Origin of the sequence: Trueperella bernardiae (assembly GCF_030246965.1) — a bacterium.
Classification (GTDB): Bacteria; Actinomycetota; Actinomycetes; order Actinomycetales; family Actinomycetaceae; genus Trueperella; species Trueperella bernardiae.
Genome location: NZ_CP127099.1, coordinates 2072552 through 2092836, shown reverse-complemented (window position 1 = coordinate 2092836; position 20285 = coordinate 2072552). Strand labels below are relative to the sequence as shown.

The following is a 20285-nucleotide window of genomic DNA, read 5'->3' as shown; positions in this document are numbered from 1 at the left end:
GATCGCCCGCCTCATCGCCGACCCCCGGTGTCAATGGTGGTGCGCCGCGTGGACATCATAGCCACGGCCCGCACGCGCGGCATGAGATCGAAGATCTCCCACGCGGCCAACACCGCGAGAGCCACGGCAAACGGCCAGATCACGGGACTGTACACGTTCTCCTCCACGCCCTCGCCCAAGCTTGCCTCGGCGCTCAGCTGAGCCGCCAGCTCCTCAATCCCGCCGGGCCCGCTGCGGTGCACGTACGGCACGCCGATCTGGCCGGCGATCGTCTCCAGCACGGCCGGGTTGGCCCGCGAGATCGCCACCCCGCCCGAGGGCGCCATAATGTAGTCCCCGCTCTCGCCCGCGGGGTCCCGCCGGAGCATCTTTCCGCCGGCCTCGGTGCCGTACCCGAACACGTACCCGCCCTTGACCAGCGGCGCCCATGCCCCATAATTCGGGGCCTCCCCGCGCCGGGAGCTCATGGCATCGGTGGCCTCGCCGTCGGTCATCAAGACGACCACGGGCACGTACCTCTCACCCTGGAGCTGCTCGAGCACGGCGGTGACCTCCTCCACCGGGCGATTGATCGACGATCCCCCGGAAAAGTCAGTCATCTCCCGGTCATACACGTCGAACCACGTGCGCGCCGCCTGCTTGTCCGTGGTCATCGGCAGCTGCTGGGTGGCCCGCGAACTGTACTCGACGATCCCGAAGTGCGCCTCGGGCAGCGCGTTCATGAGCGCCGCCGCGTCCGCCTTCACCCCGTCAAGCCGCCGGCCGTCACCGTAATCCTGCGCCGCCATCGAGCCAGTGGCGTCCACCACGAACAACACCGCCAGGTTCGAGGTGAGCGTGCGCGTCTCCACGCTCACCGCCGGCCCCAGGCCCATCGCCACCGCCATCGCGAGCATCCCGAACCGACGTAGCCACGCCAGCCACCGCTCCCGCCCGGTCACCAGCCCGCCGATTACAAGCACCAGTCCCACACCCGCCACCACGGCGAGCGGGACCGGATCGATCAGATACAGGAGCTTCATAGCTTGAACCTCCACGCCACCGCCAACAACACCACCAGCGCCCCGGCGATGATCGCCGGCCATCGCCCGGGCTGGTCCACCATCACCGCGTCGCCCTCCACGACGACGTTTTGCACGTCCTGCGCTTCCACGGCCTCCACGATCTGCGCCGCCGCACTCACGTCATTGAACGGGTAGTAATACATCCCGGCCGCACCCAGCAGATCGCGCATCTCGGCGTTGTCGTCACTCCACGGCCCGGAAATGTAGATCCCGTGCACCACCACACCGCCCTCCTTCGCCCGCTCAATCCCCTCCGCGAGCGTGAACACCGAGTCGCCTGCCAGCTCGTTGTCGGTGGCGAAGATGACGGTGCGGGCGCGGTCGGCGTCGTCGAAATCGAAAGAATACAGGCAGGAGACCAGCCCGTCCCCAATGAGCGACGACCCGTGGACCTCCACGCCCGCCTCCGTGCCGGCGATCAGGCGGTTGAGCCCGGCCGGGTCCTGCGTGCTCATCACATCCACGGCTGCATCGATCTGGCCCGTCACCACGTTGTAGTCGCTGGTCAGCGGGAAGACCAGCCGCGAGGCCGAGTTGAAAATGCTCAGCCCCACGCGCTCACCCTCGAAGCTCTCCACGAGCTTGGCGAACGACCGCAGCACCTCCGCGTCGTAGGTCAGCACCGAGCCGGACACGTCGAGGCACAGCATGATGTCGCGGCTGGCGAGCTCCCGCCGCAACGAGTCCGCCCCCGCCGGGCGCGCCGCCAGGTATGCGCTTCCTCCGCCAACGACGACGGCCAGCACCACCACGGCCCCGACTCCCACGCGCAACATCGCCAACCTCTTGCGCAGCCGCGGGTGCTGGAGCGCCGCGCGCGTATGTGCCACGCGCACGCCCTCCGCCGCCCGGCGCCGGCGCAACCAGCCAAGCCCCGCCGCGATCACCAGCACGAAGCCCAACCCAATTCCCAGGAGCGGATTTACCATGACACCGCCCTTACCGCCCGATCACGGGCCGCCTGGGCGCTCGCGTGCGGCTCGGCCGAAAACGAGGGCTCTTCCCACTCCTCGATCGCGTCCGCCGCCGCGCTAAAGGCCGCCACCTCGCGCAACTGCGCCACCTGCCACGCCGACAGGTCCTTGCCCACGAGCTCCCCCATGATCGCCCGTAGCTCCGCCGCCAACTCCAGGTGCAGCGCCCGCACGTCCTCCGGCGTGTCCGCCGCGTGCCGCGCCACCACCGCATCAATCCGCGCCACCGCACCCGAAACCCGCCGCGTCCGAACCGGCTCCGGCGCCGCCGCCTGCGCGGCCGGCTCGCGCCTCCAATACCTAAGCGCCGCCACCACGACGCCGGCACACCCCACCAGCACCCCTCCAAAAATCACCCACCACACGGCGGGCGTGCCAAACGGATCGATCACTTGGTCAAGCATGGCGCCTCAACAACTCAATAATCGCCCTCGGGACCTCCTCGGTAGACCCCACGGTCACGTGCCGCACCCCGTTCGCGCGCAGCAACTCCGCGGCGAAGGCGTGAGCACGGCGTCGTTCCTCCTCAAGGTCGGCCCGCAGCGCGGCGTCGTCACGCAAGAACTCCGGGATGAGGGAGCCCGTGGCGTGGTCGACCATGTGCTCCACGCCCTGCGCAGCCACCGACATGTCCGCCACCCGCAACACCACTACCTCGTGCCGGGTGCGGATGCGGCGGAGCGTGTGCCCGTCGGCAAGGCCCGGCCAGTATTCGTCCGTGACCAGCACCAACAACGCCCGCGGCTGCGGCACGCGCAGCCGCTCCTCCAGCATGTCCGACACCGCCGACTCCCCCGCGCCGGCCTCCATCCGCTCCTGCACCGCATCGAGCGCAAAGTCCAGGTGCGAGTTGCCATTGCGCGCCGGGATCCGCGACACCCCCGCACTATCCCCGTACACCACCGACAGCCGGTCCCCGCGCTGAATCGCCAGGTAACCGAGCACGTCCGCGGCGAACATCGCCACCTGCTCCTTTGATTCCCCCGACGGCGCCGCCGCCCTCATCTCCGCGCCCGTGTCCACCACCAGCTGGGTGAACATGTCGGTCTCCCGCTCGAAGCGGCGGATGATCGGGCGGCCGGCCCGCGCCGACGTCTTCCAATCAATATCCGCCACATCATCCCCGTGAACGTAGTCCGTGAGGTCGTCAAAATCGTGCCCCTGGCCGGTCAGCATCGAGCTGTGCTGGCCCTCGAACACCCCCGACGCGCGGCGGATCACCGGCAACGAGACCTTGGCGCGCACCAGCGCCGACCGCGTCCCCGTAGACCTCACCCTCCGACTCATGGCGTGGGCACCGTCTCAAACACCGCGTCGATCAACGACTCCGGGCTCACCCCGCCCGCCAACGCGTCATACGTGCGCACAAGCCGGTGGCGCAGCACCTGGTAGCGCATCGCCGTGATGTCCTCCGGCGTCACGTAGTTGCGCCCCGCCTGCAACGCCAGCGCCTGCCCCACCTGCATGAGCGCCAACCCACCGCGCGGCGACGAGCCCACCCGCAAGTGCCGCTCCAACTCCGGCAACGGCCGCGGCCCCCGCCCGCGCGTGGTATTAATGAGCGCCACGATATAACGCTTGATCGATTCATCCACGTACACTTGCCGAGCCGTGGCCTGCAAAAACAGCACGTCGTCAGCAGTAATCGGCTCCACGTCACCACGCCCGAAGCTGCCCTCCGCCGACTTCGTGAGGATCTCCACCTCCTCCTCCGGCTCCGGGTACGTGAGCACCTCCTTGAGCAGGAAGCGGTCCATCTGCGCCTCCGGCAACACGTACGTGCCTTCCTCTTCGATCGGATTCTGGGTGGCCATCACCAGGAACGGATCGGGCAGCTTGTAGATCGTGCCCCCGATCGACGTCTGGCGCTCCTGCATCGCCTCCAACATCGCCGACTGAGTTTTCGCCGAGCTCCTATTAATCTCATCGAGCAACACCATGTTTGCGTGCACCGGCCCCAGCTGCGTGGAAAAACTGCCCGTCTCATACGAGTAAATCTGCGTACCCACGATGTCATTCGGCATGAGGTCAGGCGTGCACTGGATCCGGGAAAACGTGCCCGAAATCGAGTCCGCCAGCGTCAGCGCCGCCGTGGTCTTCGCCAATCCCGGCACCGACTCGAGCAACACGTGTCCGCGCGCCATCAACGCCGTGACCAGCGCCCTCGCCAGATCCTGCTGACCCACCACGCTCCCACGAAAAATACCCCGGACGCGCCCGATCAGATCCTCAGTACGCGCCAGATCGGCGTCGTTAATCTGCCCCGTTGCCAGTGCCATGAGCCCTCCCATCAGCGCACAGGTCCGCTCCTGCGCGCACAGTTCCAGCCTACACAGCACCTCCGACATCCCTTAGTATGGGCGTGATACTCAAGGAGGAATCATGAGCCACCAGCTACCCGACGCCGGCCCACCACAGCCCGCCACCAACCGCGGCCCGCTATACTTCCTCATCGGCTCCGCCTCCCTCCTGTTCCTGGTGGTCCTCGCCCTCGTCTTCCAACAGCTCATCTCCAACGGCCGCGAGATCGGCACCAGCCCAACGACGACGCCCCCGCCCTCCCCGACCTCCTCACCCGCGCCGAGCTCCAGTCCCTCCCCATCTGAGACCGCCGAACCAGAGCCTGAGCCCACGCCGGAGCGGCCCGCGCCTGAGGGCGCCATCGAGGCGGCCTCCTTCACCACGCCGGCCAAGAACATTCACTGCCGCATCAACTCTGACAACGTCGAGTGCTCCATCTACACCTACGACTACCCCTCCCCCAAACAGTGCGAGGGCCTCACCGCCACGTACGTGGTCGGGGCCGAGGGGGCGGTCGACGCCGACTGCCAGCACTCCGTGTCCGTCGCCGACGTGTACGACTACGGCACCGCAGTCGCCCTCAACGGCTTCGCCTGCACGCTCGAACAAGACGGGGTGACCTGCTGGTCGGTCATGTCCGGCCACGGCTACGAGCTCAAGCGCGCCAACGACCGGATCTTCTAACCCGTGGGGCGCAAGCTTCCTCCCGGCTGGATTCCGCGCTATCACGGGGCGTGGGCGATGGTCACCGTGCCCGTGCTGCTGGGGATCGTGCTCGGCGGATTCGTCTGGCAGCACCTCCTACTTCTTGGCACGTGGTGGGTGGGATACTTCGCCTTCTACGCCATCGGGCAGTGGCTGCGAGCGGGGCCGGCGCGCATTGGCCGGGCTGGGCGGGATGGCCGACGCTCCAGGCGCTCCCGCTTTGTCGCGCCGGCGCTGACCTACTCCGCGATCGCGGCACCCCTCGGCGTCGCCCTCCTGGTGACCGCCCCATTCCTAGTGCGCTGGACGCTGGCCTTCGCACCGCTCGTCGTGATCTCAGCCTGGTGCTACTCCCGGCGCAAGGAACGCTCCTTCCTCAACGATGCCGCGACCGTCACCGCCGCTACCCTCACCCTGCCCGTCGCCTACGACCTCGCCACCCACGGGCTGGCCACCCTCCCCGGCGCCTCCGGCAACGGGTCCGTGACCGGCTGGGGCTGGATCTGGATCGTCACCGCCATCGTCGGGTGGTACTTCCTCGGCACAATCTTCTACGTCAAGACCAACATCCGCGAGCGCGGCAACCGCCCCTGGTTCCTCGCATCCATCGCCTTCCACGCGGTGGGGCTGGTCGGGGTGGTGGTGCTGGCCGCGCTGGTCGGGGAGCCGTGGGTGCTGCCCTCGCTGTGGGTGGTCATCGTGGCACGCGCGGCGGCCGTCCCCGCCTGGGGCTACCACCACGGCTGGCTGCCGCCGCTGCCGATTGGCCTAGGCGAAGTGGCGATCTCGGCGGCCCTGTTCCTGGCCTTCATCTGATCTTGGCTGCTCCCGGCGTGGCTAACTGGTGAATCTGAAATCTCATCGCGAAAAACGCTCATTCCTGCCCCAAACTCACCTGTTAGCAAGGCCGGCGCCGCTGTCGACCGGCGGGCCCAAGCCGGTTACGCAGCGCGGAATGTCCGATATGCCCGCACCAGCCGAAGTGATGCCTCGGGGCTGGCCACAGTGACGCGCACGCCGTCGTCGGGAAAAGCCCGCACCACGATGCCCGCGCGCTCGCACAGGGCGGCGAAGCGCTCGGAGTCCTCGCCGAGGTCGAACCAGAGGAAGTTGCCCTGCGGGGCGGCGCCGTCCCAATCGAGCGCCCGCAGCGCCGCGACGAGCTTGGCGCGCTCGGCCTTGATCATCCCCACGCGCCGCACCACCTCGCCGTGCTCCTGGAGCGCGGCCACCGCCGCGGCCTGCGCCAGCTCGTTCACGCCGAACGGGGTGGCCACCTTGTCCAGCCCGGCCACCACGTCCGCCATCCCGAGCGCGTACCCCACCCGCAACCCAGCCAGCCCGTAGGCCTTGGAAAACGTCCGCAGCGACACCGCGTTCGGGAACTCGCGGGCCAGCTCCACCCCGCGCACGGGATCGTCCATCTCCACGAAGTCCACATAGGCTTCATCGATGAGTACCGGGATGTCGGCGGGGACGGAGCGAAGGAAGCGGTGGAGCTGGTCGTGGGTGAGGGCCGCCGACGTCGGGTTGTTCGGCGTGCAGACCATGATGGCGCGGGTGCGCGGGGTGATGGCGTCGAGCATGGCGGGAAGGTCGATCGCCCCGCCACGCAGTGCCACGCGCACAGCCGTGCCGCCGGCGGCCTGGATCGCGATCGGGTAGGCCTCGAAGCTGCGCCACGGCAGCACCACCTCAGCCCCTGGTGAGCACACGGCCTGGAGGAACTTCTTGATCAGCGCCACGGAGCCGTTGCCCACGGCCACGTTGTCCAACGATATTTCGTGGAAGGCGGCGATCGCCTGCTTGAGGGCGGCCGCGCCCATGTCCGGGTACCGCCCCAAGTCCCCGAGCCTCAGCCCCAGCGCCGCCGCCACGCCGGGCAGGGTGGGGAAGGGTATCTCGTTGGAGGCCACCTTGATGACGTCCGGGGCGGCCGGGTTTCGACCGGCGACGTAAGCGGGCAACTGATCGATCTCGGGGCGGAAGAAACTCATGCCTCTATCTTGCCCCTATTTCGCGGGCCGCGCATTGGCGGATCACCGCTCGGCTTTGCCCGTAGGATGGGGGCATGAATTTCTTCATTGGTGCGGCTTTTAACGCCATTGCTCTGTGGGTTGCCACCCTGGTTTTCCCGGGCATCCGGCTCGAGGGCGCGGGCGAGGCGGCTTTCGCCGGTCTCGGCCCGGCGGGCCAGGCGGCGGTGTACTTCCTGCTGGCCGGCGCGGTGCTCGCGCTGGTGAATATGGTGGTGCGCCCGATTGTCAAGGTGCTGTCCTTCCCGTTCTACGTGCTGACGCTCGGCCTGTTCTTTGTGGTGGTCAACGCGCTCATGCTCATGCTGACCGCCTGGATTACCGGCCACTTCGCCCTGGCCCTGGTGATTGACGGCTTCGGTTGGGCAGTGCTCGGCGGCATGGTGGTGGGCCTGGTGAACTGGGCGCTGAGCCTGGCCACCGGCCGCGACTAGCGTGTCCGTTCACACCAAGCGCGGGCCGCGGCGAGCCATCGCCCACGAGCGTAGCGGCCTCACCGCGCTTGCCAAGGCCGCCCACGACGCCGGCGCTCCAGTCGCGCGGGTCTCCTCCAGTGACGCCGGCTCGCTGTCCACGTACACTCTGCGGCCTGCCCCGGCGTCGGCGGGCGCCGCACGGGAGTTCGGCGCCCGGCTTGCCCGCACCCACGCCTATTCAGAGGGCCCGCGCGTGTTCGGCCAGGCACCCGACGGCTTTTCCGATTCCGTGGGCGCGATGGGGATGGCGCCGTTGCCGCTGGTCGCGGCGGGCTCGCCGGCCCGGCGCTTCGGGGAGTTCTACGCCGCCGACCGCCTCCTGCCCTACGTCGGCGACGCCCTCGCTAACGGCTCCTTCACCCCGGCCGACGCGGCCCTCATGGAGCGCCTGGCCGAACGCCTCCGCGATGGCCTCTTCGACTCACCCCAACCCGCCCTCGTCCGCACGGATGCGGCACTCCTCCACGGTGACCTCTGGTCCGGCAACCTCCTGTGGTCCCAGCCCGACTCGCCCATGGAGGGCACGGGCGCAACCGGTGGCGACGGCGTCGTGGGCGTACTCATCGACCCCGCGTGCCAGGGCGGGCACGCCGAATCGGACCTGGCGCAGCTGACCGTGTTCGGGGCGCCGTTCGTGGAGGACATCTACGCCGGGTACAACGAGACCTCGCCGCTGGCGGAGGGCTGGCAGGAGCGGGTGGGACTGCATCGGCTGCACATGCTCATCATCCACGCCGCGCTGTTCGGCGGGGGCTATGGGCGGGAGACGGTCGCGGCGGCGGGCCCCTACCTCTGACTTGCCGTCGGCCCGCTTCCGGCCCGCCGCCAGCGCGCCCGCACACACTCGCCGTCTCAGAGAGTGAGCCAGAACCTGCGCGCCGAGTCCTCATCGTGGATGCCGGGCGGCGCAAACGCCGAATATGCCACCATGGGAGCATGAAGTTCTCTGACGTGTATGCCCTGGGCCCCCTCGATGGTCGCTACCGGCCGGAGGTCGCCCCGCTCATCGACCACCTCTCCGAGCAGGCCCTCAACCGGGCCCGCGCACATGTGGAGGTCGAGTGGCTGATCTTCCTGTCCACCAACAGGGTCCTCCCGGGCGCGCCCGTGCTGACCGACGCCGACATCGCCTACCTGCGTGCGATCCCTACGGACATGGACGACGCCGACATCGCCCGCCTCGCAGTGATCGAGGCCGAGACCCGCCACGACGTGAAGGCAGTGGAGTACTTTCTCAAGGAGAAGATGGACGCCGCCCCGGCCGCCCTCGGCGACACGACCCTGCCGCAGATGCACGAGATCGTCCACATTTTCGCCACCTCCGAGGACATCAACAACCTCTCCTACGCGCTCATCATCAAGGACGCGCTCACCCAGGTGTGGCTGCCGGCCGCCCGCGCCCTCGTGGCCGACCTCGAGCAGATGGCCGCCACGAACGCCGCCACCCCGATGCTCTCGCACACGCACGGCCAGCCGGCCTCGCCCACCACGTTGGGCAAGGAGGTCGCGGTGCTGGCACACCGCCTCGCGCGCCAGGTCCGCCGGATCGAGACCGCCGAGTTCCTGGGCAAGTTCAACGGCGCCACGGGCACGTATGGCGCGCACTCGGTGTCGGTGCCGGGCGCGGATTGGCCGGCGCTCGCCCGCCAGTTCGTGGAGGGCCTGGGGCTGACCTTCAACCCGCTCACCACCCAGATCGAGTCCCATGACTGGATGAGCGAGCTTTTTGCCGACGTCGCCCGCTTCAACCGCATCGCCCACAACCTCGCCACCGACTTCTGGACGTACATCTCGCTCGGCTACCTCGCCCAGAACCTCGCGGCGCAGGGCTCCACGGGCTCGTCCACGATGCCGCACAAGGTCAACCCGATCCGCTTCGAGAACGCGGAGGCAAACCTGGAAATCTCCTGCGCTTTGCTCGACACGCTCGGCGCCACCCTCGTCACCTCGCGCCTCCAGCGCGACCTCACCGACTCCTCCACCCTGCGCAACGTGGGGGTCGCCTTCGGTCATTCGCTGCTGGCGATCACGAACTTGCGCCGCGGCGTCGCCGGCGTGGAGGCTAACCGCGCCGCCCTCGACGCCGACCTCGAAGCCCACTGGGAAGTCCTCGGCGAGCCGATCCAGCAGGCGATGCGCGCCGCCGCGATCGCCGGCGCCACGGGCATGCAGGACCCGTACGAGCGCCTCAAGGAGCTCACGCGCGGCCACCAGGTGGGGGCTGAGGAGATGCGCGCCTTCATCGGCTCGCTCGGGCTGCCCGACGACGTCGCGGCCCGCTTGGCCAATCTCACCCCGGCCACCTACGTGGGCCTGGCGCCGAAGCTCGTACGCTAGGGAACATGAGCCTACTGACCCTCGCAACCGCCGCCACCGCCACCGCTGGCGCCGACCAGCTGACCGGCATCGCCGCCTGGGCCGTGACGATCATGGAGTCCCTGGGCGGGCTCGGCGTCGCGTTCCTCATCGCGCTTGAGAACCTGTTCCCGCCGCTACCCTCGGAGATCGTTCTGCCGCTCGCGGGCTTCACGGCGTCGCAGGGCACGTCGTTCGGCCTGGTCGAGGCGATCGTCTGGGCCACGGTGGGCTCGCTCGTGGGCGCGTGGGCACTGTACGGGATCGCGCGCCTCATCGGCCGCGAGCGCACCCGCGCAATCTTCAACTGGCTGCCGCTGGTGAAGATGTCGGACGTGGACAAAACTGAGGCGTGGTTCCACAAGCACGACCAGTCCACGGTCTTCTTCGGCCGCATGCTGCCGATCTTCCGCTCGCTCATCTCCCTGCCGGCCGGCGTCATCAAGATGAACTTCCTGTGGTTCACCCTGCTCACGACGGCGGGCGCGGCCATCTGGAACACGGCCCTCGTCGGCGCAGGGTACATCCTGGGTGAGAACTGGCACCTGGTGGAGCAGTACGTGGGGCTCCTGTCGTACGTGGTGGCGGCGCTCGTCGTCGTACTCCTGGGGTGGTGGGTAGTGAAGCGCCTGCGCGCAAACCGGGCGGCGTAACCCGACCTGCCCGCTGGCGGCCGGCGGCGCGGGCCGACCTCCCCGCAGCCCAGCCGGCAGACCCGCCCGCCACGATCCGGCTAGCCGCGCCCGATTCCCGCGCCGGCCGCGAGCCAGTAGAGTAGTAGGGCAACGCCCCCGACGAAAGACCCTCATGCTCACCTTCCAACTTGCCGTCTCCGCACAGCAGGCCCAGTCCTTCCTCGACACGGGCTACGACCTCTTTTCTGGCTTCGCTGTCGACGCCGCCGCCGCGGCTTCCGTCACAGACGTCGGCGACCTCATGGACCTGCTCTGCCTGCGTTTCCCCGGCGCGCCGTATGCGGAGGACGAACCGCTCGACATCCTGCACGTGCCGGTGGACCCGTTCGTGTTCGACCGTCACGCGGTGGGCCCTCTGAGTGCGGAGGCGTTCCGGGGCGGCGTCGTGGAATACCCGCCGTACGACGGCTCGGGTGTGGCGCGCGGCGGCGGGGTGGAGACCGACCTGCTGCTCATCGAGCCGGCGCGGCTCACGGCGGGTAGCCGCCTGTGGCGCTTCCACCCGGGCAACCCGGAGCCGGAGCTACGCGGCGTCTACCACGGACTGGCTTACGGCTGGGAGAATGTCGAGACCGGCACGTTCACGGCCACGGTGCCCTCCCCGTTCATCGGCCCGGTCATCAAGCGCGCGTGGGGCGGGGTGCCGTGCGACGTTGAGCTGGAGGACGGGCGCCCGGCGGCGGTGACGATGGTCAGCCCCACGAACCCGCAGGCGGAGGACGGTTTCACTCAGCTGGAGTCGGGCATGTGGGCGAAGCGGATTGCAGTGGGCGAGGGCGCGGACATCTACGCGGACCTGGTGACGGGCGAGGTGTCCGGCATCCCCGTGCGGGTGGTGCGCTCGGTTCGCGACGGCGACAGGCTCCTCTTCCAGGTGGCAGCCCTCATCAACGACGCCCACTACCTGGAGCGGGCCAAGTTCCAGCGCTGGTCGACGGGCGTGTACACCGCCCTGGTCGACCCCGCGAACCTCACCAACCAGAAGCGCCAGGAGGCCCGCCCCGTGATCTGGGACGTCTCCGACCGGCCCGCTATCGCCGCGCGCTCAGCCGCGATCGACTTCTCCGACACGAACGCCCTCCTGCGCGAGTGCCTCTCCCTCCTATCCCAGACCGCCCCGCCGGACTGGATCGAGGAGACCGTGCGCGTCCAGCTGGTGGGCCAATCCGCGATCTACGAAGGGTACGCGAAGCTCGAGGGGGACACGAACGCCCAGCTGCGCGTGCTTCCCACCGCGGTCATCCACCACCTGCGCCGCCTCAAGCAAAACCTGGCAATCGCCGGGGAGGCGCCCTTCTTCGTGGCGGTCATCAACCTCACGAAGGCCGGGCAGGGCAAACTCAACGTCAACGCTGTGCAGGAACCCGTGTGGGCCGACCTCGTGCCGGTGGAAGAATGGCGCAACGAGGCCGACGCCTTCCCCCGCACCGGCGACACCATGCCCGACTGGCTCCTCACCCGGCTCGCGAATGACCCCGCCGGGGATGCCGGGGAGGCCGAGCTTGCCGGCGGCGCCCAGGCCGGCGGCGCCCAGGCCGGCGGCGCGCCCGTGCCCCGCGAGGGTTCGCCCTATTCGGCGGACCTCACGGCCGGGATCCAGTGGATCGGCGACCTCCAGCAGGCCTGACCCACCCTCCCGGATGTGCAACGCTAATCCGCAGCATGCAACAACAATTAACCGCTTTTTACCGTTGCACATGGAAAATTAGCGTTGCGCATGCCCGATGGGGTGAGCCGGCGAGGCGCGCGCCGATAACGTGGGCCGGGCCGCTAACCCACTGAGCCGGACGCCGATAATACGTGCCAACACCCCAGTTTCCGCCCGGCACCGGCTACCCCCGACACAACTCGTGAACCTGAGACCGACCAGGGCCCGATAGCAATAGTCAGCCGGTATGTTCACGACTTCTGTCGGCCATGACGCCCGAGGCTCTGTCCAAAGCGCCGATAATCCGGTGAACCGGGCGGGGCAGGAATAAATCGGCAGGCGGCGTCGTTGGCCCAGATACCAACGAAAACCGAGCGAAAGGCTTGCCATGTCCACCACTGTCAAGGTCAACGGAATGACCTGCAATCACTGCGTCGCCCACGTGACCGAGGAGCTCATGGAGCTGCCCGGCGTGGATGCCGTGGATGTCACCCTGGATCCGAAGGGCACGTCCGAGGTCCGCGTGACCACGTCGGCCGAGGTGTCGGATGAGGCCCTGCGCGGCGCTGTCGATGAGGCGGGTAACTACAGCGTCGTCGAGATCGTCCGCTCATGATCGAAGTTGACCTCGCCGTCCGCGGGATGACCTGCGCTTCCTGCGTGGCGCGCGTTGAAAAGAAGCTGAACAAGGTCCCCGGGGTGACGGCGGTAGTTAACCTCGCCACCGAGCGCGCTCACATCGAGCTGGATGACTCGGCCGCGGAGCTGTCCAACGAGGAGCTCGTGGGCACCGTGGTCAAGGCCGGCTACGACGCCTCGGTGATCAGCCGCACGGGCGACGCCCCCGACGCGGACATGATCCAGGCCGCCGAGGCTGCCGCGGAGGCGTCCGCCCAGGCGCGGGTGGCGGACCTGTGGCGGCGCTTCGTCGTTTCTGCTGTGTTGTCGGTGCCGGTGGTAGGCCTGTCGATGGTCCCGGCCTTGCAGTTCCCGGGCTGGCAGTGGGTGATCGGCGCGGTGTCGCTGGTGGTGGCGTTCTGGTGCGGGTGGCCGTTCCATCGGGCGGCGTTCCGCGCGGCCCGGTACGGGTCCTCCACCATGGACACGCTGGTCTCGCTGGGTGTGCTGGCGTCGATGGGCTGGTCCCTGTGGGCGCTGACCCTGGGCGGCGCCGGGCGCATCGGCTACACGATGCACATGACCGGCGTCCACGGCCTGGGGCATGCCGCCGAGCCGCACCTCTACTTCGAGACCAGCGCGATGATCGTCACGTTCCTGCTCATCGGCCGCTGGCTGGAGGCCCGCTCGCGCCGCAGTGCCGGTGACGCCCTGCGCTCCCTCCTCGAGCTCGGCGCGTCCGAGGCGCTCCTTGTTCGGAGGGCCGGTTCCGACGACACCGTGGAGCAGGTTGTCCCCGTGGCGCAGCTTCGCGTGGGAGATGTTTTCCGGGTGCGGCCCGGACAGACCGTGGCCACGGACGGGGTGATCGTGGCCGGTTCGTCGTCAATTGACGCTTCGCTCGTGACCGGCGAATCGTTGCCGGTGGACGTGGGCGAGGGCGACGAGGTCACCGGCGCCACGCTCAACACGCACGGGTCGATCGAGGTGCGCGCCACGCGCGTGGGCAAGGACACGACCCTGGCCCAGATGGGCCGCCTCCTCGCCGAGGCCCAGACGGGCAAGGCGCCCGTGCAGCGCATCGCCGACCAGATATCGGCCGTGTTCGTGCCCGTGGTGATCCTCATCGCGCTGGCGACGTTCGGCGTGCGGATGTTTACCGATAACGCCGAGATGGCACTGGCCTCCGCGATCACCGTGCTGGTGGTGGCGTGCCCGTGCGCTCTGGGGCTCGCAACTCCTACGGCCCTGCTGGTCGGCTCGGGCCGGCTCTCCCGCCTGGGCGCGCTCATCCGCGGCCCCGAGGTGCTCGAGGGCGCCCACGCCGTGGACACCATCATGCTCGACAAAACCGGGACCCTGACCAGCGGCGTCATGTCGGTCAGCGAGGTTGAGGCCGCGGCTGGAGCCGGGTTTGGGCGTATTGGCACCGGCGCCGACGCTGCAGACGCCGAGTCGGCAGCCTCGGGCGCCGATAGCGGCACGGCTGGCACGCGGGCGGCAGACGCCGTCCTGGCGTTTGCCGCCGGGCTGGAGTCCCACTCCGAGCACCCGATCGCCCAGGCAATTGTGCGGTCGGCTCGCGAGCGCGGCATTACACCCGCCCCTGTTTCTGACTTTGCCAACCATGCGGGGATGGGCGTGGCGGGTACGGCCGGCGGCGAGAGGGTCGCCGCCGGCCGCCTCACCTGGCTTGCGGCCAACGTCCCCTCGGATCTGGCCGAGCGTGCCGAGGACCTCGCGCGCGAGGGCGCGAGCGTCGTCGTCGTGACCAGGGGCAACACCGCACTGGGGCTGATCGCCGTGCGCGACACGGTCCGCCCCGAGGCCGCCGACACTCTCGCCGCCCTGCGCGATCGGGGCCTCACCCCAGTGCTCGTCACCGGCGATAACGCCCCGGCAGCCACCACCGTGGCCGCCGAGCTCGGCATCGAGGATGTGCGCGCCGACGTCCTGCCCGAGCAGAAGCTCGAGGTGCTCAAAGAGCTGCAGGCCGCGGGGAAGAAGGTGGCGATGGTGGGCGACGGGGTCAACGACGCCGCGGCCCTCGCCGGCGCCGACCTGTCGATCGCAATGGGCTCCGGCACCGACGTGGCCAAGGCCGCCGCCGACATCACGATCGTCAACTCCGACATCCGCGCTATCCCGAACTCGCTGCGGGTCTCGGCCCGCACCCTGCAGATCATCAAGGAGAACCTGGCCTGGGCCTTCGCCTACAACCTCATCGCGATCCCGCTGGCCGTATTCGGTGTGATCGTGCCGGGGATCGCGGCGTTCGCGATGGCGAGCTCGTCGGTGATTGTGGTCGGGAACTCGCTGCGCCTGCGCAATGCCTAGCAATCTCCGTCAAACGTCAGGACTCTGAGAGCAAAACGCCCGATTTCGGCAACGAAAACTCTCAGAGTCCTGATTTTTGACGGCCGCGCCCCCGTGACCCCGCCCGCGGGCCGGCAAAGTGGAGTCAACGCCCCGCGGGTGAGTAGGATCGGGCATGTGAAACCCCGCCATGATTCAGATAGCCGCGCCGCGAGGGATCAAACCCCCGAGCGGGAGGTGGTCCTGATCGACTCCCAGCAACGTTGGGTGCGCAACCCCGCCGACCTATTCGGCGCCGCGCTGTGCGTGGTGGGGATCGCGTTCGTCATCCTGGTGTCGGTCTACGCCAAGTCCACCACGATCGCGGTCACTCAGGACGTGCGGCAGGCCACCTCCGGCATCCTCGAGACGATCCTGGCCCTGCCGATCAACGCCCTCGAGGGCCTCATGTCCTTCTTCCTTCCGATCCTCATCCTGGGCGAGATGGTGATTCGCAAGCGCTGGCGCGCCCTCGCCACGGCCTTCATCGGGTCGGCGGCGGCCGTGGGGATTTCGGCGCTCGTGGTGTGGATGGGCACGAAGTGGTGGCCGAACTCGGACCTGTTTGACCAGGTCTCAGACTCGATCCAGGACCAGTCGCTCATCGTGGCCCTGCCCTACGTGGCGCTCATCGCGGCCCTGCCCTACGTGGCGCTTCTCGCCACGCTCCTCACCGTGTCCGGATCGTCGAAGGGATCCTGGATCACGCGCGTGGGCTGGTGGCTACTCGGCATCGCGCTCGTCCTGTCGATCCTGCGCGGCAACCAGAATCTTTCCGGCGCGCTCTTCACCGTCCTCATCGGCGGGCTGTCCGGCCTACTCACCCGCTACATTGTTGGCGGCGCGCCGGACCGCACCACCGGCGCGCGCTTCGTAGCGTTGATACGCAGGGCGGGGATCGACGTCGTGACCGCCGTCCGCATCGACCCCCTGACTGGCGACGAGATGCTGCACGCCACCGACGTCACCACCTCCTCCCCCATCGGGCACACGAACCTTGCGGCGCTCGAGCAGATCCGCAAGATCCTCGACCCCGCCGACGACGTGCCCGATACCGACACCGCCAACCTCATCGACGAGATCGACAACCTCACTCGCCCCAGCGACGAACGTGAGCTCACCGACGTCGACTCCTACGCCCTCCGCGACGAGACCATGGCGCGCTACCCGGCCACTCGGCCGTCGGCGGTGTCGCGCAACTACATTGCAACCGACATTCACGGGCGGGCCTTCCACCTCAAGGTGCTCGACAACGACCGCCAGATCCTGTCCTTCCTGGACGACGTGTGGGCGCGAATCTCCCTGCGCACCGTCATCCGCCAAACCCGCCGCACGCTCGAGGCCACCGCCGAACAGATGCTGCTGGTGCAGATGCGGGCCGAGCAGATTGGGGTGGCCGAGCCGGCCTGCGCCACGATCGCCCGCCTCGACTCCTCGATCCTCGTGGCCGAGCTCGCCACCGAGGACCCGCTACTGATCGACGCCGATCCCGGCGCGCTTTCCGACGACGACCTCGACCACCTCTGGGACGAACTCACCCGCGCCCACCGCCACGGCATGTCGCACGGCAACATGCACGCCAAGTACGTCAAGATCACCCCGGCCGGCCTCCACGTGGCGAACTGGCAGCACGCCGCCGTACTTTCCACGGACACGGCCCGGCAGGTCGACCTCGCGCAGACGGTGGCGATGCTGGCCGGCGTCGTCGGCGTGGAGCGGGCCGTGGCGTCGGCGAACCGGAACCTGACCACGACGACCGTCGCCTCCATCGCGCCCTTCCTCCAGACCTCCATCCTCCCGCAGGCCACGCGCGACGCCCTGGAAAAGAAGGAACTGCAGGCGCTGCGCGACGCCCTCGCCGCCGAAGTGCCCGAGGCCTCCAACCTGCAAACCGTGGAGTATAAGCGGTTCTCCCTCAAGACGATCGCCACGGTGGCAATCGGCGTCATCGCGCTCATCATCCTGTTTGGGTCGCTCAACTTCGACGACCTGCGCACCGCCATCCTCGGCGCCAACCCGTGGTGGATGGTGGTGGCGTTCCTCTTCGGGCTCGGCACGTATGCGGGCGTGGCGCTCACGCTCGTGGCGTTCTCGAAGGAAGCCGTGCCCTACCGTGAGGCGCTGCTGGTGCAGGTGGCGGCGTCGGTCATCACGCTCGTGGCACCCGCCGGCATCGGGCCCGCCGCCATCAACCTGCGCTTCCTGCAAAAGAAGAACGTGGCAACTCCCGCCGCGATCGCCACCGTGTCCGTGGTGCAGGTGGGCCAGTTCGTGGTGACGATCGCGCTGCTCGTGATGCTGTCCCTGTTTACCGGCGACTTCGGCAACCTCTCCCTGCCGTCCGGCACGATCCAGATAGCGATCGCGATCGTGATGGTAGTCGGCGGGATTGTGGGCGGCGTGCCGCAGCTGCGCCGCTGGGTCATGGCGAAGATCCGGCCCACGATCAGCCAGGTGTGGCCCCGCCTCGTGTGGCTCTTCACCCACCCCACCCGGCTCCTGCTGGGCGCGCTGGGGTCGGTGCTCATGTCGGTGGCGTTCATCGCCTGCTTCGGGTTTGCGCTCAAGTCGTTCGGCTACGAGCTGCCGATCATCACCCTCGCCGTCACCTACCTGATCTCCAACTCGGTGGGCTCCGTGGTGCCCTCCCCCGGCGGCATTGGCCCCGTGGAGGCGGCCCTCACCGGTGGCCTCGTGATCGCCGGCGTGCCCTCCTCGATCGCGTTCTCCACCGCCGTGCTCTACCGACTCTTCACCTTCTGGGGCCGCGTGCCGATCGGCTGGGTGGCGCTGCAGATCGCGCAGAAGCGCAACATCGTCTAGCCGGGCTGGCTGGGCGCCGGCCGGCGGGAAAGTCGAGCCACGGCGTCGTTGGGCTCGGAGTCAGCCGAGCGTCGTTGAGCCGGCATCCCGCGGGACGATTGTAAAATTCTGGACGAATCCGGGCCGCTCTCCTCATATACGAAGATCACCCCGAATTCGTCCAGGAAATTCAAATCCCACCTGCACAGGGGGCCGGGCGTGACGCTCGCCCCCCCTGATCGCAAGCGCCTAGCTAGCTGCCTTCATCGAACCCCAGCCGTGGCCGATCTGGGTAGCACCACCGAAGCGCCCACCCAGCAGGTTCTTGTAAAGGAACAGCGTACCGTCATTGCGGATGCCAATGAGGTCGAAGGTGCCACCACCGTCGACGTCCCCGGGAGAGGAGAGCATCCCGAAGTTCGACCAACCGTGTCCGATCTGCCCCTTGCCCACCAGCACGCCCCTATTGGTGCCGGCGTACACGAACAGCTTGCCGTCCGACCTCGTGGCGACGACGTCCGGGTACGAATCGCCGACGAACTGGCCGATGCCCACGATGTTGGTCATCTCCTGCCAGCCGTGGCCGATCTTCGTGCCGTTCGCCAGGCCGTTGCGGGTGAGGTCGTAGCGGTAGAGGTCGCCGGTTGCGACCTGCCGCGCGACGACGTACTCTTTCGTCCCCAGCCTGCCCATGTAGGTGATGTTGTCCATCCCGTTCCAGCCGTGCCCAGCCTTAATCCCCTGGACCAGCTGGCCGCGCCCGAGCGAGTAGTAGAAGTACAGGTCGCCGTCAGCGTGGCGGATGAGGAGGTCGGCGCGCCGATCCCCGTTGGCATCCATGATCGCCGTCATCGCCGTGACCTCCGCACCCGGGCAGTGCGCGACATATTTGTGGACGAACGCGGATCCGACATTCTCGTAGAAGTGGATCTTGCCCTCGGCGTCGAGCGACCACAGATCGGCCAGACGATCACCGGTGGCTTCACCAAAGCGGTTGGTCGCGTACGGTGCCCGCCCGGTGAAGTTCTCAGGCTGGCAGGTTACGCCCGGCTGGTCCGGTCCCGACTCGCCCTCAGCCACCCGGAAGGTCAGCACAAACGACGCCTCGGAATCCGCGTGGGCCGTGAGCGGCGGGTAGGTGATGTTGACCGTGATGTCCACGTCCTCACCTGTGTCGGCCTCGCCCGGCGTGAAGGTCACCGCGCCGACGGAGTCGATGGTCGCGCCCTCCGGTGCGCCGTCCGCCAACGCAAACGTGGTGCCCTCAGGCCACGCCACCGGCATGCCGGTAGCATCTACCGCGTCGGGCGCGAGGCTAGTGGCCGGCTCGCCCACCGTGGCGTCGTACGGGTTGCCCGCCAGCACCACGCTCAGCTGCGGAAGGTCATCCGGGTTGACTCCCGCCGGCACGACGGTCAGCGTGACCATCGCCTGCGCGGTGTACGTGCCCGGGATGCTCGCTGGGATGGCCGCGTGTTCCGCGTCCACCTGCTCGGTGACGAGGACCGGGAATGTCACGGTGCCCTCGGGCGCATCGGCGGGCGCGGTGCCGGTCAGCACGCCGTCGTCGGAGAGCTCCAGCCACGCCGGTGCCCCATCACCGAGCTCGAAGCTCAGCGCGCCGCCATTGCCGACCACGTCAACCGGTGTGGCCGTGATCACCTCACCCGCGTGCACCACGATCGGGCCGGCGGTGACCTTAAGGAAGGTGTGTGTCCAAGCGACCGGGGTGTCCGCGGGTAGCGTGTAGCCGTGCTCGGCCAGGCCATGCAGCTTCAGGTCGATGCGCTCGCCCGGCTGGGCCCGGTACACGCCGGGCTCGACCAGCTTGCCATCCAGCTCGTAGCCGATCCCATTGTCCGGGATTTCGTAGCTCGGAACCGCCGCGCCCTCCACGATCGAGTCCGCGATCGCCGGCGCGGTCTGGGAGGCTGTGCGCTTCACGACGCCGATGTTACTCGCCAGGGCGTCCTGATTGGGGCGCATGTCGTAGACGGCGAGGAGGTCGCCGTTGGGCGTCTGGGTCAGCGCCGGGATCCGATACTTAATACCCTCCGGGATATTATCATACCATTTAGCAATGGTGACCATCTCCCCGACCGGACCCCTGTCCGCAAGCGCCGCGGGCGCGGGCGGCACAGCTAGCAAGCCTGCCACCGAAAGGCAGGTTACCAGGCCAACGCCGATAAGGCGCCGAATTCCTGTCATTTCTTTCCCCTTTGAAAAATGCCGACGCTCCGGCGCATGGGTTGCACG

General features: G+C 68.5%; 17 protein-coding genes. 10 read left to right on the top strand and 7 right to left on the bottom strand.

Going from position 1 to position 20285, the window contains the following annotated elements:
• Positions 1-11 precede the first annotated feature (11 nt).
• From QPC17_RS09500 to QPC17_RS09480, 5 genes are read right to left on the bottom strand one after another with little or no spacing between them, the layout of a single operon-like run.
• Positions 12-1022 (bottom strand): vWA domain-containing protein, encoded by a 1011-nt coding sequence (locus QPC17_RS09500; protein WP_285347295.1) that lies wholly within the window; start codon positions 1020-1022, stop codon positions 12-14.
• Positions 1019-1993, bottom strand: a complete 975-nt coding sequence (locus tag QPC17_RS09495; protein WP_083281126.1) for a vWA domain-containing protein — start codon at positions 1991-1993, stop codon at positions 1019-1021. The genes QPC17_RS09500 and QPC17_RS09495 overlap by 4 nt, the downstream gene beginning before the upstream one ends.
• Complete coding sequence (locus QPC17_RS09490; RefSeq protein ID WP_062614165.1) at positions 1987-2442, bottom strand: hypothetical protein; 456 nt, start codon at positions 2440-2442, stop codon at positions 1987-1989. Before QPC17_RS09490 ends, QPC17_RS09495 begins: the two co-directional genes overlap by 7 nt.
• Positions 2435-3313 (bottom strand): DUF58 domain-containing protein, encoded by an 879-nt coding sequence (locus QPC17_RS09485; protein ID WP_160326888.1) that lies wholly within the window; start codon positions 3311-3313, stop codon positions 2435-2437. The genes QPC17_RS09490 and QPC17_RS09485 overlap by 8 nt, the downstream gene beginning before the upstream one ends.
• Before the next feature lie 8 nt (positions 3314-3321).
• Positions 3322-4317 (bottom strand): AAA family ATPase, encoded by a 996-nt coding sequence (locus QPC17_RS09480; RefSeq protein WP_244899262.1) that lies wholly within the window; start codon positions 4315-4317, stop codon positions 3322-3324.
• A gap of 103 nt (positions 4318-4420) precedes the next feature.
• Between QPC17_RS09480 and QPC17_RS09475 the strand changes: the two genes are divergently transcribed.
• The gene (locus QPC17_RS09475) at positions 4421-5023 is read left to right on the top strand and encodes a hypothetical protein (protein ID WP_062614167.1); all 603 of its coding nucleotides are present in this window, start codon (positions 4421-4423) and stop codon (positions 5021-5023) included.
• A gap of 3 nt (positions 5024-5026) precedes the next feature.
• Complete coding sequence (locus QPC17_RS09470) at positions 5027-5860, top strand: YwiC-like family protein (protein ID WP_062614168.1); 834 nt, start codon at positions 5027-5029, stop codon at positions 5858-5860.
• Positions 5861-5985: 125 nt separating this feature from the next.
• On the opposite strand, the gene QPC17_RS09465 is transcribed toward QPC17_RS09470, so the two are convergent.
• Positions 5986-7041 carry a histidinol-phosphate transaminase gene (locus QPC17_RS09465; protein ID WP_285347294.1) on the bottom strand — a complete coding sequence of 352 codons (1056 nt, stop codon included), beginning with the start codon at positions 7039-7041 and terminating at the stop codon, positions 5986-5988.
• 74 nt (positions 7042-7115) lie between these two features.
• Between QPC17_RS09465 and QPC17_RS09460 the strand changes: the two genes are divergently transcribed.
• The 8 genes from QPC17_RS09460 (at position 7116) to QPC17_RS09425 (ending at position 18050) form a co-directional block, all read left to right on the top strand.
• Positions 7116-7514, top strand: coding sequence for a phage holin family protein (locus tag QPC17_RS09460; protein ID WP_285347293.1), 399 nt, complete (start codon positions 7116-7118; stop codon positions 7512-7514).
• 1 nt (position 7515) lies between these two features.
• Complete coding sequence (locus QPC17_RS09455; RefSeq protein WP_285347292.1) at positions 7516-8352, top strand: fructosamine kinase family protein; 837 nt, start codon at positions 7516-7518, stop codon at positions 8350-8352.
• Positions 8353-8492: 140 nt separating this feature from the next.
• Positions 8493-9893, top strand: a complete 1401-nt coding sequence (gene purB / locus QPC17_RS09450) for an adenylosuccinate lyase (protein WP_285347291.1) — start codon at positions 8493-8495, stop codon at positions 9891-9893.
• A 5-nt stretch (positions 9894-9898) separates the two neighbouring features.
• A complete protein-coding gene (locus QPC17_RS09445; RefSeq protein WP_062614173.1) occupies positions 9899-10564 on the top strand; it encodes a DedA family protein in 666 nt (221 codons plus the stop codon).
• 154 nt (positions 10565-10718) lie between these two features.
• Positions 10719-12233: a hypothetical protein gene (locus tag QPC17_RS09440; RefSeq protein WP_285347290.1), complete on the top strand. Its 1515-nt coding sequence runs from the start codon at positions 10719-10721 to the stop codon at positions 12231-12233.
• 409 nt (positions 12234-12642) lie between these two features.
• Positions 12643-12870, top strand: coding sequence for a heavy-metal-associated domain-containing protein (locus tag QPC17_RS09435; protein ID WP_062614175.1), 228 nt, complete (start codon positions 12643-12645; stop codon positions 12868-12870).
• The gene (locus QPC17_RS09430) at positions 12867-15209 is read left to right on the top strand and encodes a heavy metal translocating P-type ATPase (RefSeq protein WP_068538870.1); all 2343 of its coding nucleotides are present in this window, start codon (positions 12867-12869) and stop codon (positions 15207-15209) included. The genes QPC17_RS09435 and QPC17_RS09430 overlap by 4 nt, the downstream gene beginning before the upstream one ends.
• A gap of 156 nt (positions 15210-15365) precedes the next feature.
• Entirely contained in the window at positions 15366-18050 is a 2685-nt protein-coding gene (locus tag QPC17_RS09425) for a lysylphosphatidylglycerol synthase transmembrane domain-containing protein (RefSeq protein ID WP_285347289.1), read from the top strand.
• A 228-nt stretch (positions 18051-18278) separates the two neighbouring features.
• Here the strand turns inward: QPC17_RS09425 and QPC17_RS09420 are convergent, their stop codons facing one another.
• Complete coding sequence (locus QPC17_RS09420; RefSeq protein ID WP_285347288.1) at positions 18279-20237, bottom strand: Rib/alpha-like domain-containing protein; 1959 nt, start codon at positions 20235-20237, stop codon at positions 18279-18281.
• Positions 20238-20285: the final 48 nt, after the last annotated feature.

Coding starts and splice junctions, on each gene's coding strand:
- QPC17_RS09490 (WP_062614165.1), bottom strand. CDS start 2,442: ATGCTTGACCAAGTGATCGATCCGTTTGGCACGCCCGCCGTGTGGTGG.
- QPC17_RS09460 (WP_285347293.1), top strand. CDS start 7,116: ATGAATTTCTTCATTGGTGCGGCTTTTAACGCCATTGCTCTGTGGGTT.
- QPC17_RS09435 (WP_062614175.1), top strand. CDS start 12,643: ATGTCCACCACTGTCAAGGTCAACGGAATGACCTGCAATCACTGCGTC.
- QPC17_RS09465 (WP_285347294.1), bottom strand. CDS start 7,041: ATGAGTTTCTTCCGCCCCGAGATCGATCAGTTGCCCGCTTACGTCGCC.
- QPC17_RS09480 (WP_244899262.1), bottom strand. CDS start 4,317: ATGGCACTGGCAACGGGGCAGATTAACGACGCCGATCTGGCGCGTACT.
- QPC17_RS09475 (WP_062614167.1), top strand. CDS start 4,421: ATGAGCCACCAGCTACCCGACGCCGGCCCACCACAGCCCGCCACCAAC.
- QPC17_RS09430 (WP_068538870.1), top strand. CDS start 12,867: ATGATCGAAGTTGACCTCGCCGTCCGCGGGATGACCTGCGCTTCCTGC.
- QPC17_RS09445 (WP_062614173.1), top strand. CDS start 9,899: ATGAGCCTACTGACCCTCGCAACCGCCGCCACCGCCACCGCTGGCGCC.
- QPC17_RS09420 (WP_285347288.1), bottom strand. CDS start 20,237: ATGACAGGAATTCGGCGCCTTATCGGCGTTGGCCTGGTAACCTGCCTT.
- QPC17_RS09500 (WP_285347295.1), bottom strand. CDS start 1,022: ATGAAGCTCCTGTATCTGATCGATCCGGTCCCGCTCGCCGTGGTGGCG.
- purB (WP_285347291.1), top strand. CDS start 8,493: ATGAAGTTCTCTGACGTGTATGCCCTGGGCCCCCTCGATGGTCGCTAC.
- QPC17_RS09440 (WP_285347290.1), top strand. CDS start 10,719: ATGCTCACCTTCCAACTTGCCGTCTCCGCACAGCAGGCCCAGTCCTTC.
- QPC17_RS09495 (WP_083281126.1), bottom strand. CDS start 1,993: ATGGTAAATCCGCTCCTGGGAATTGGGTTGGGCTTCGTGCTGGTGATC.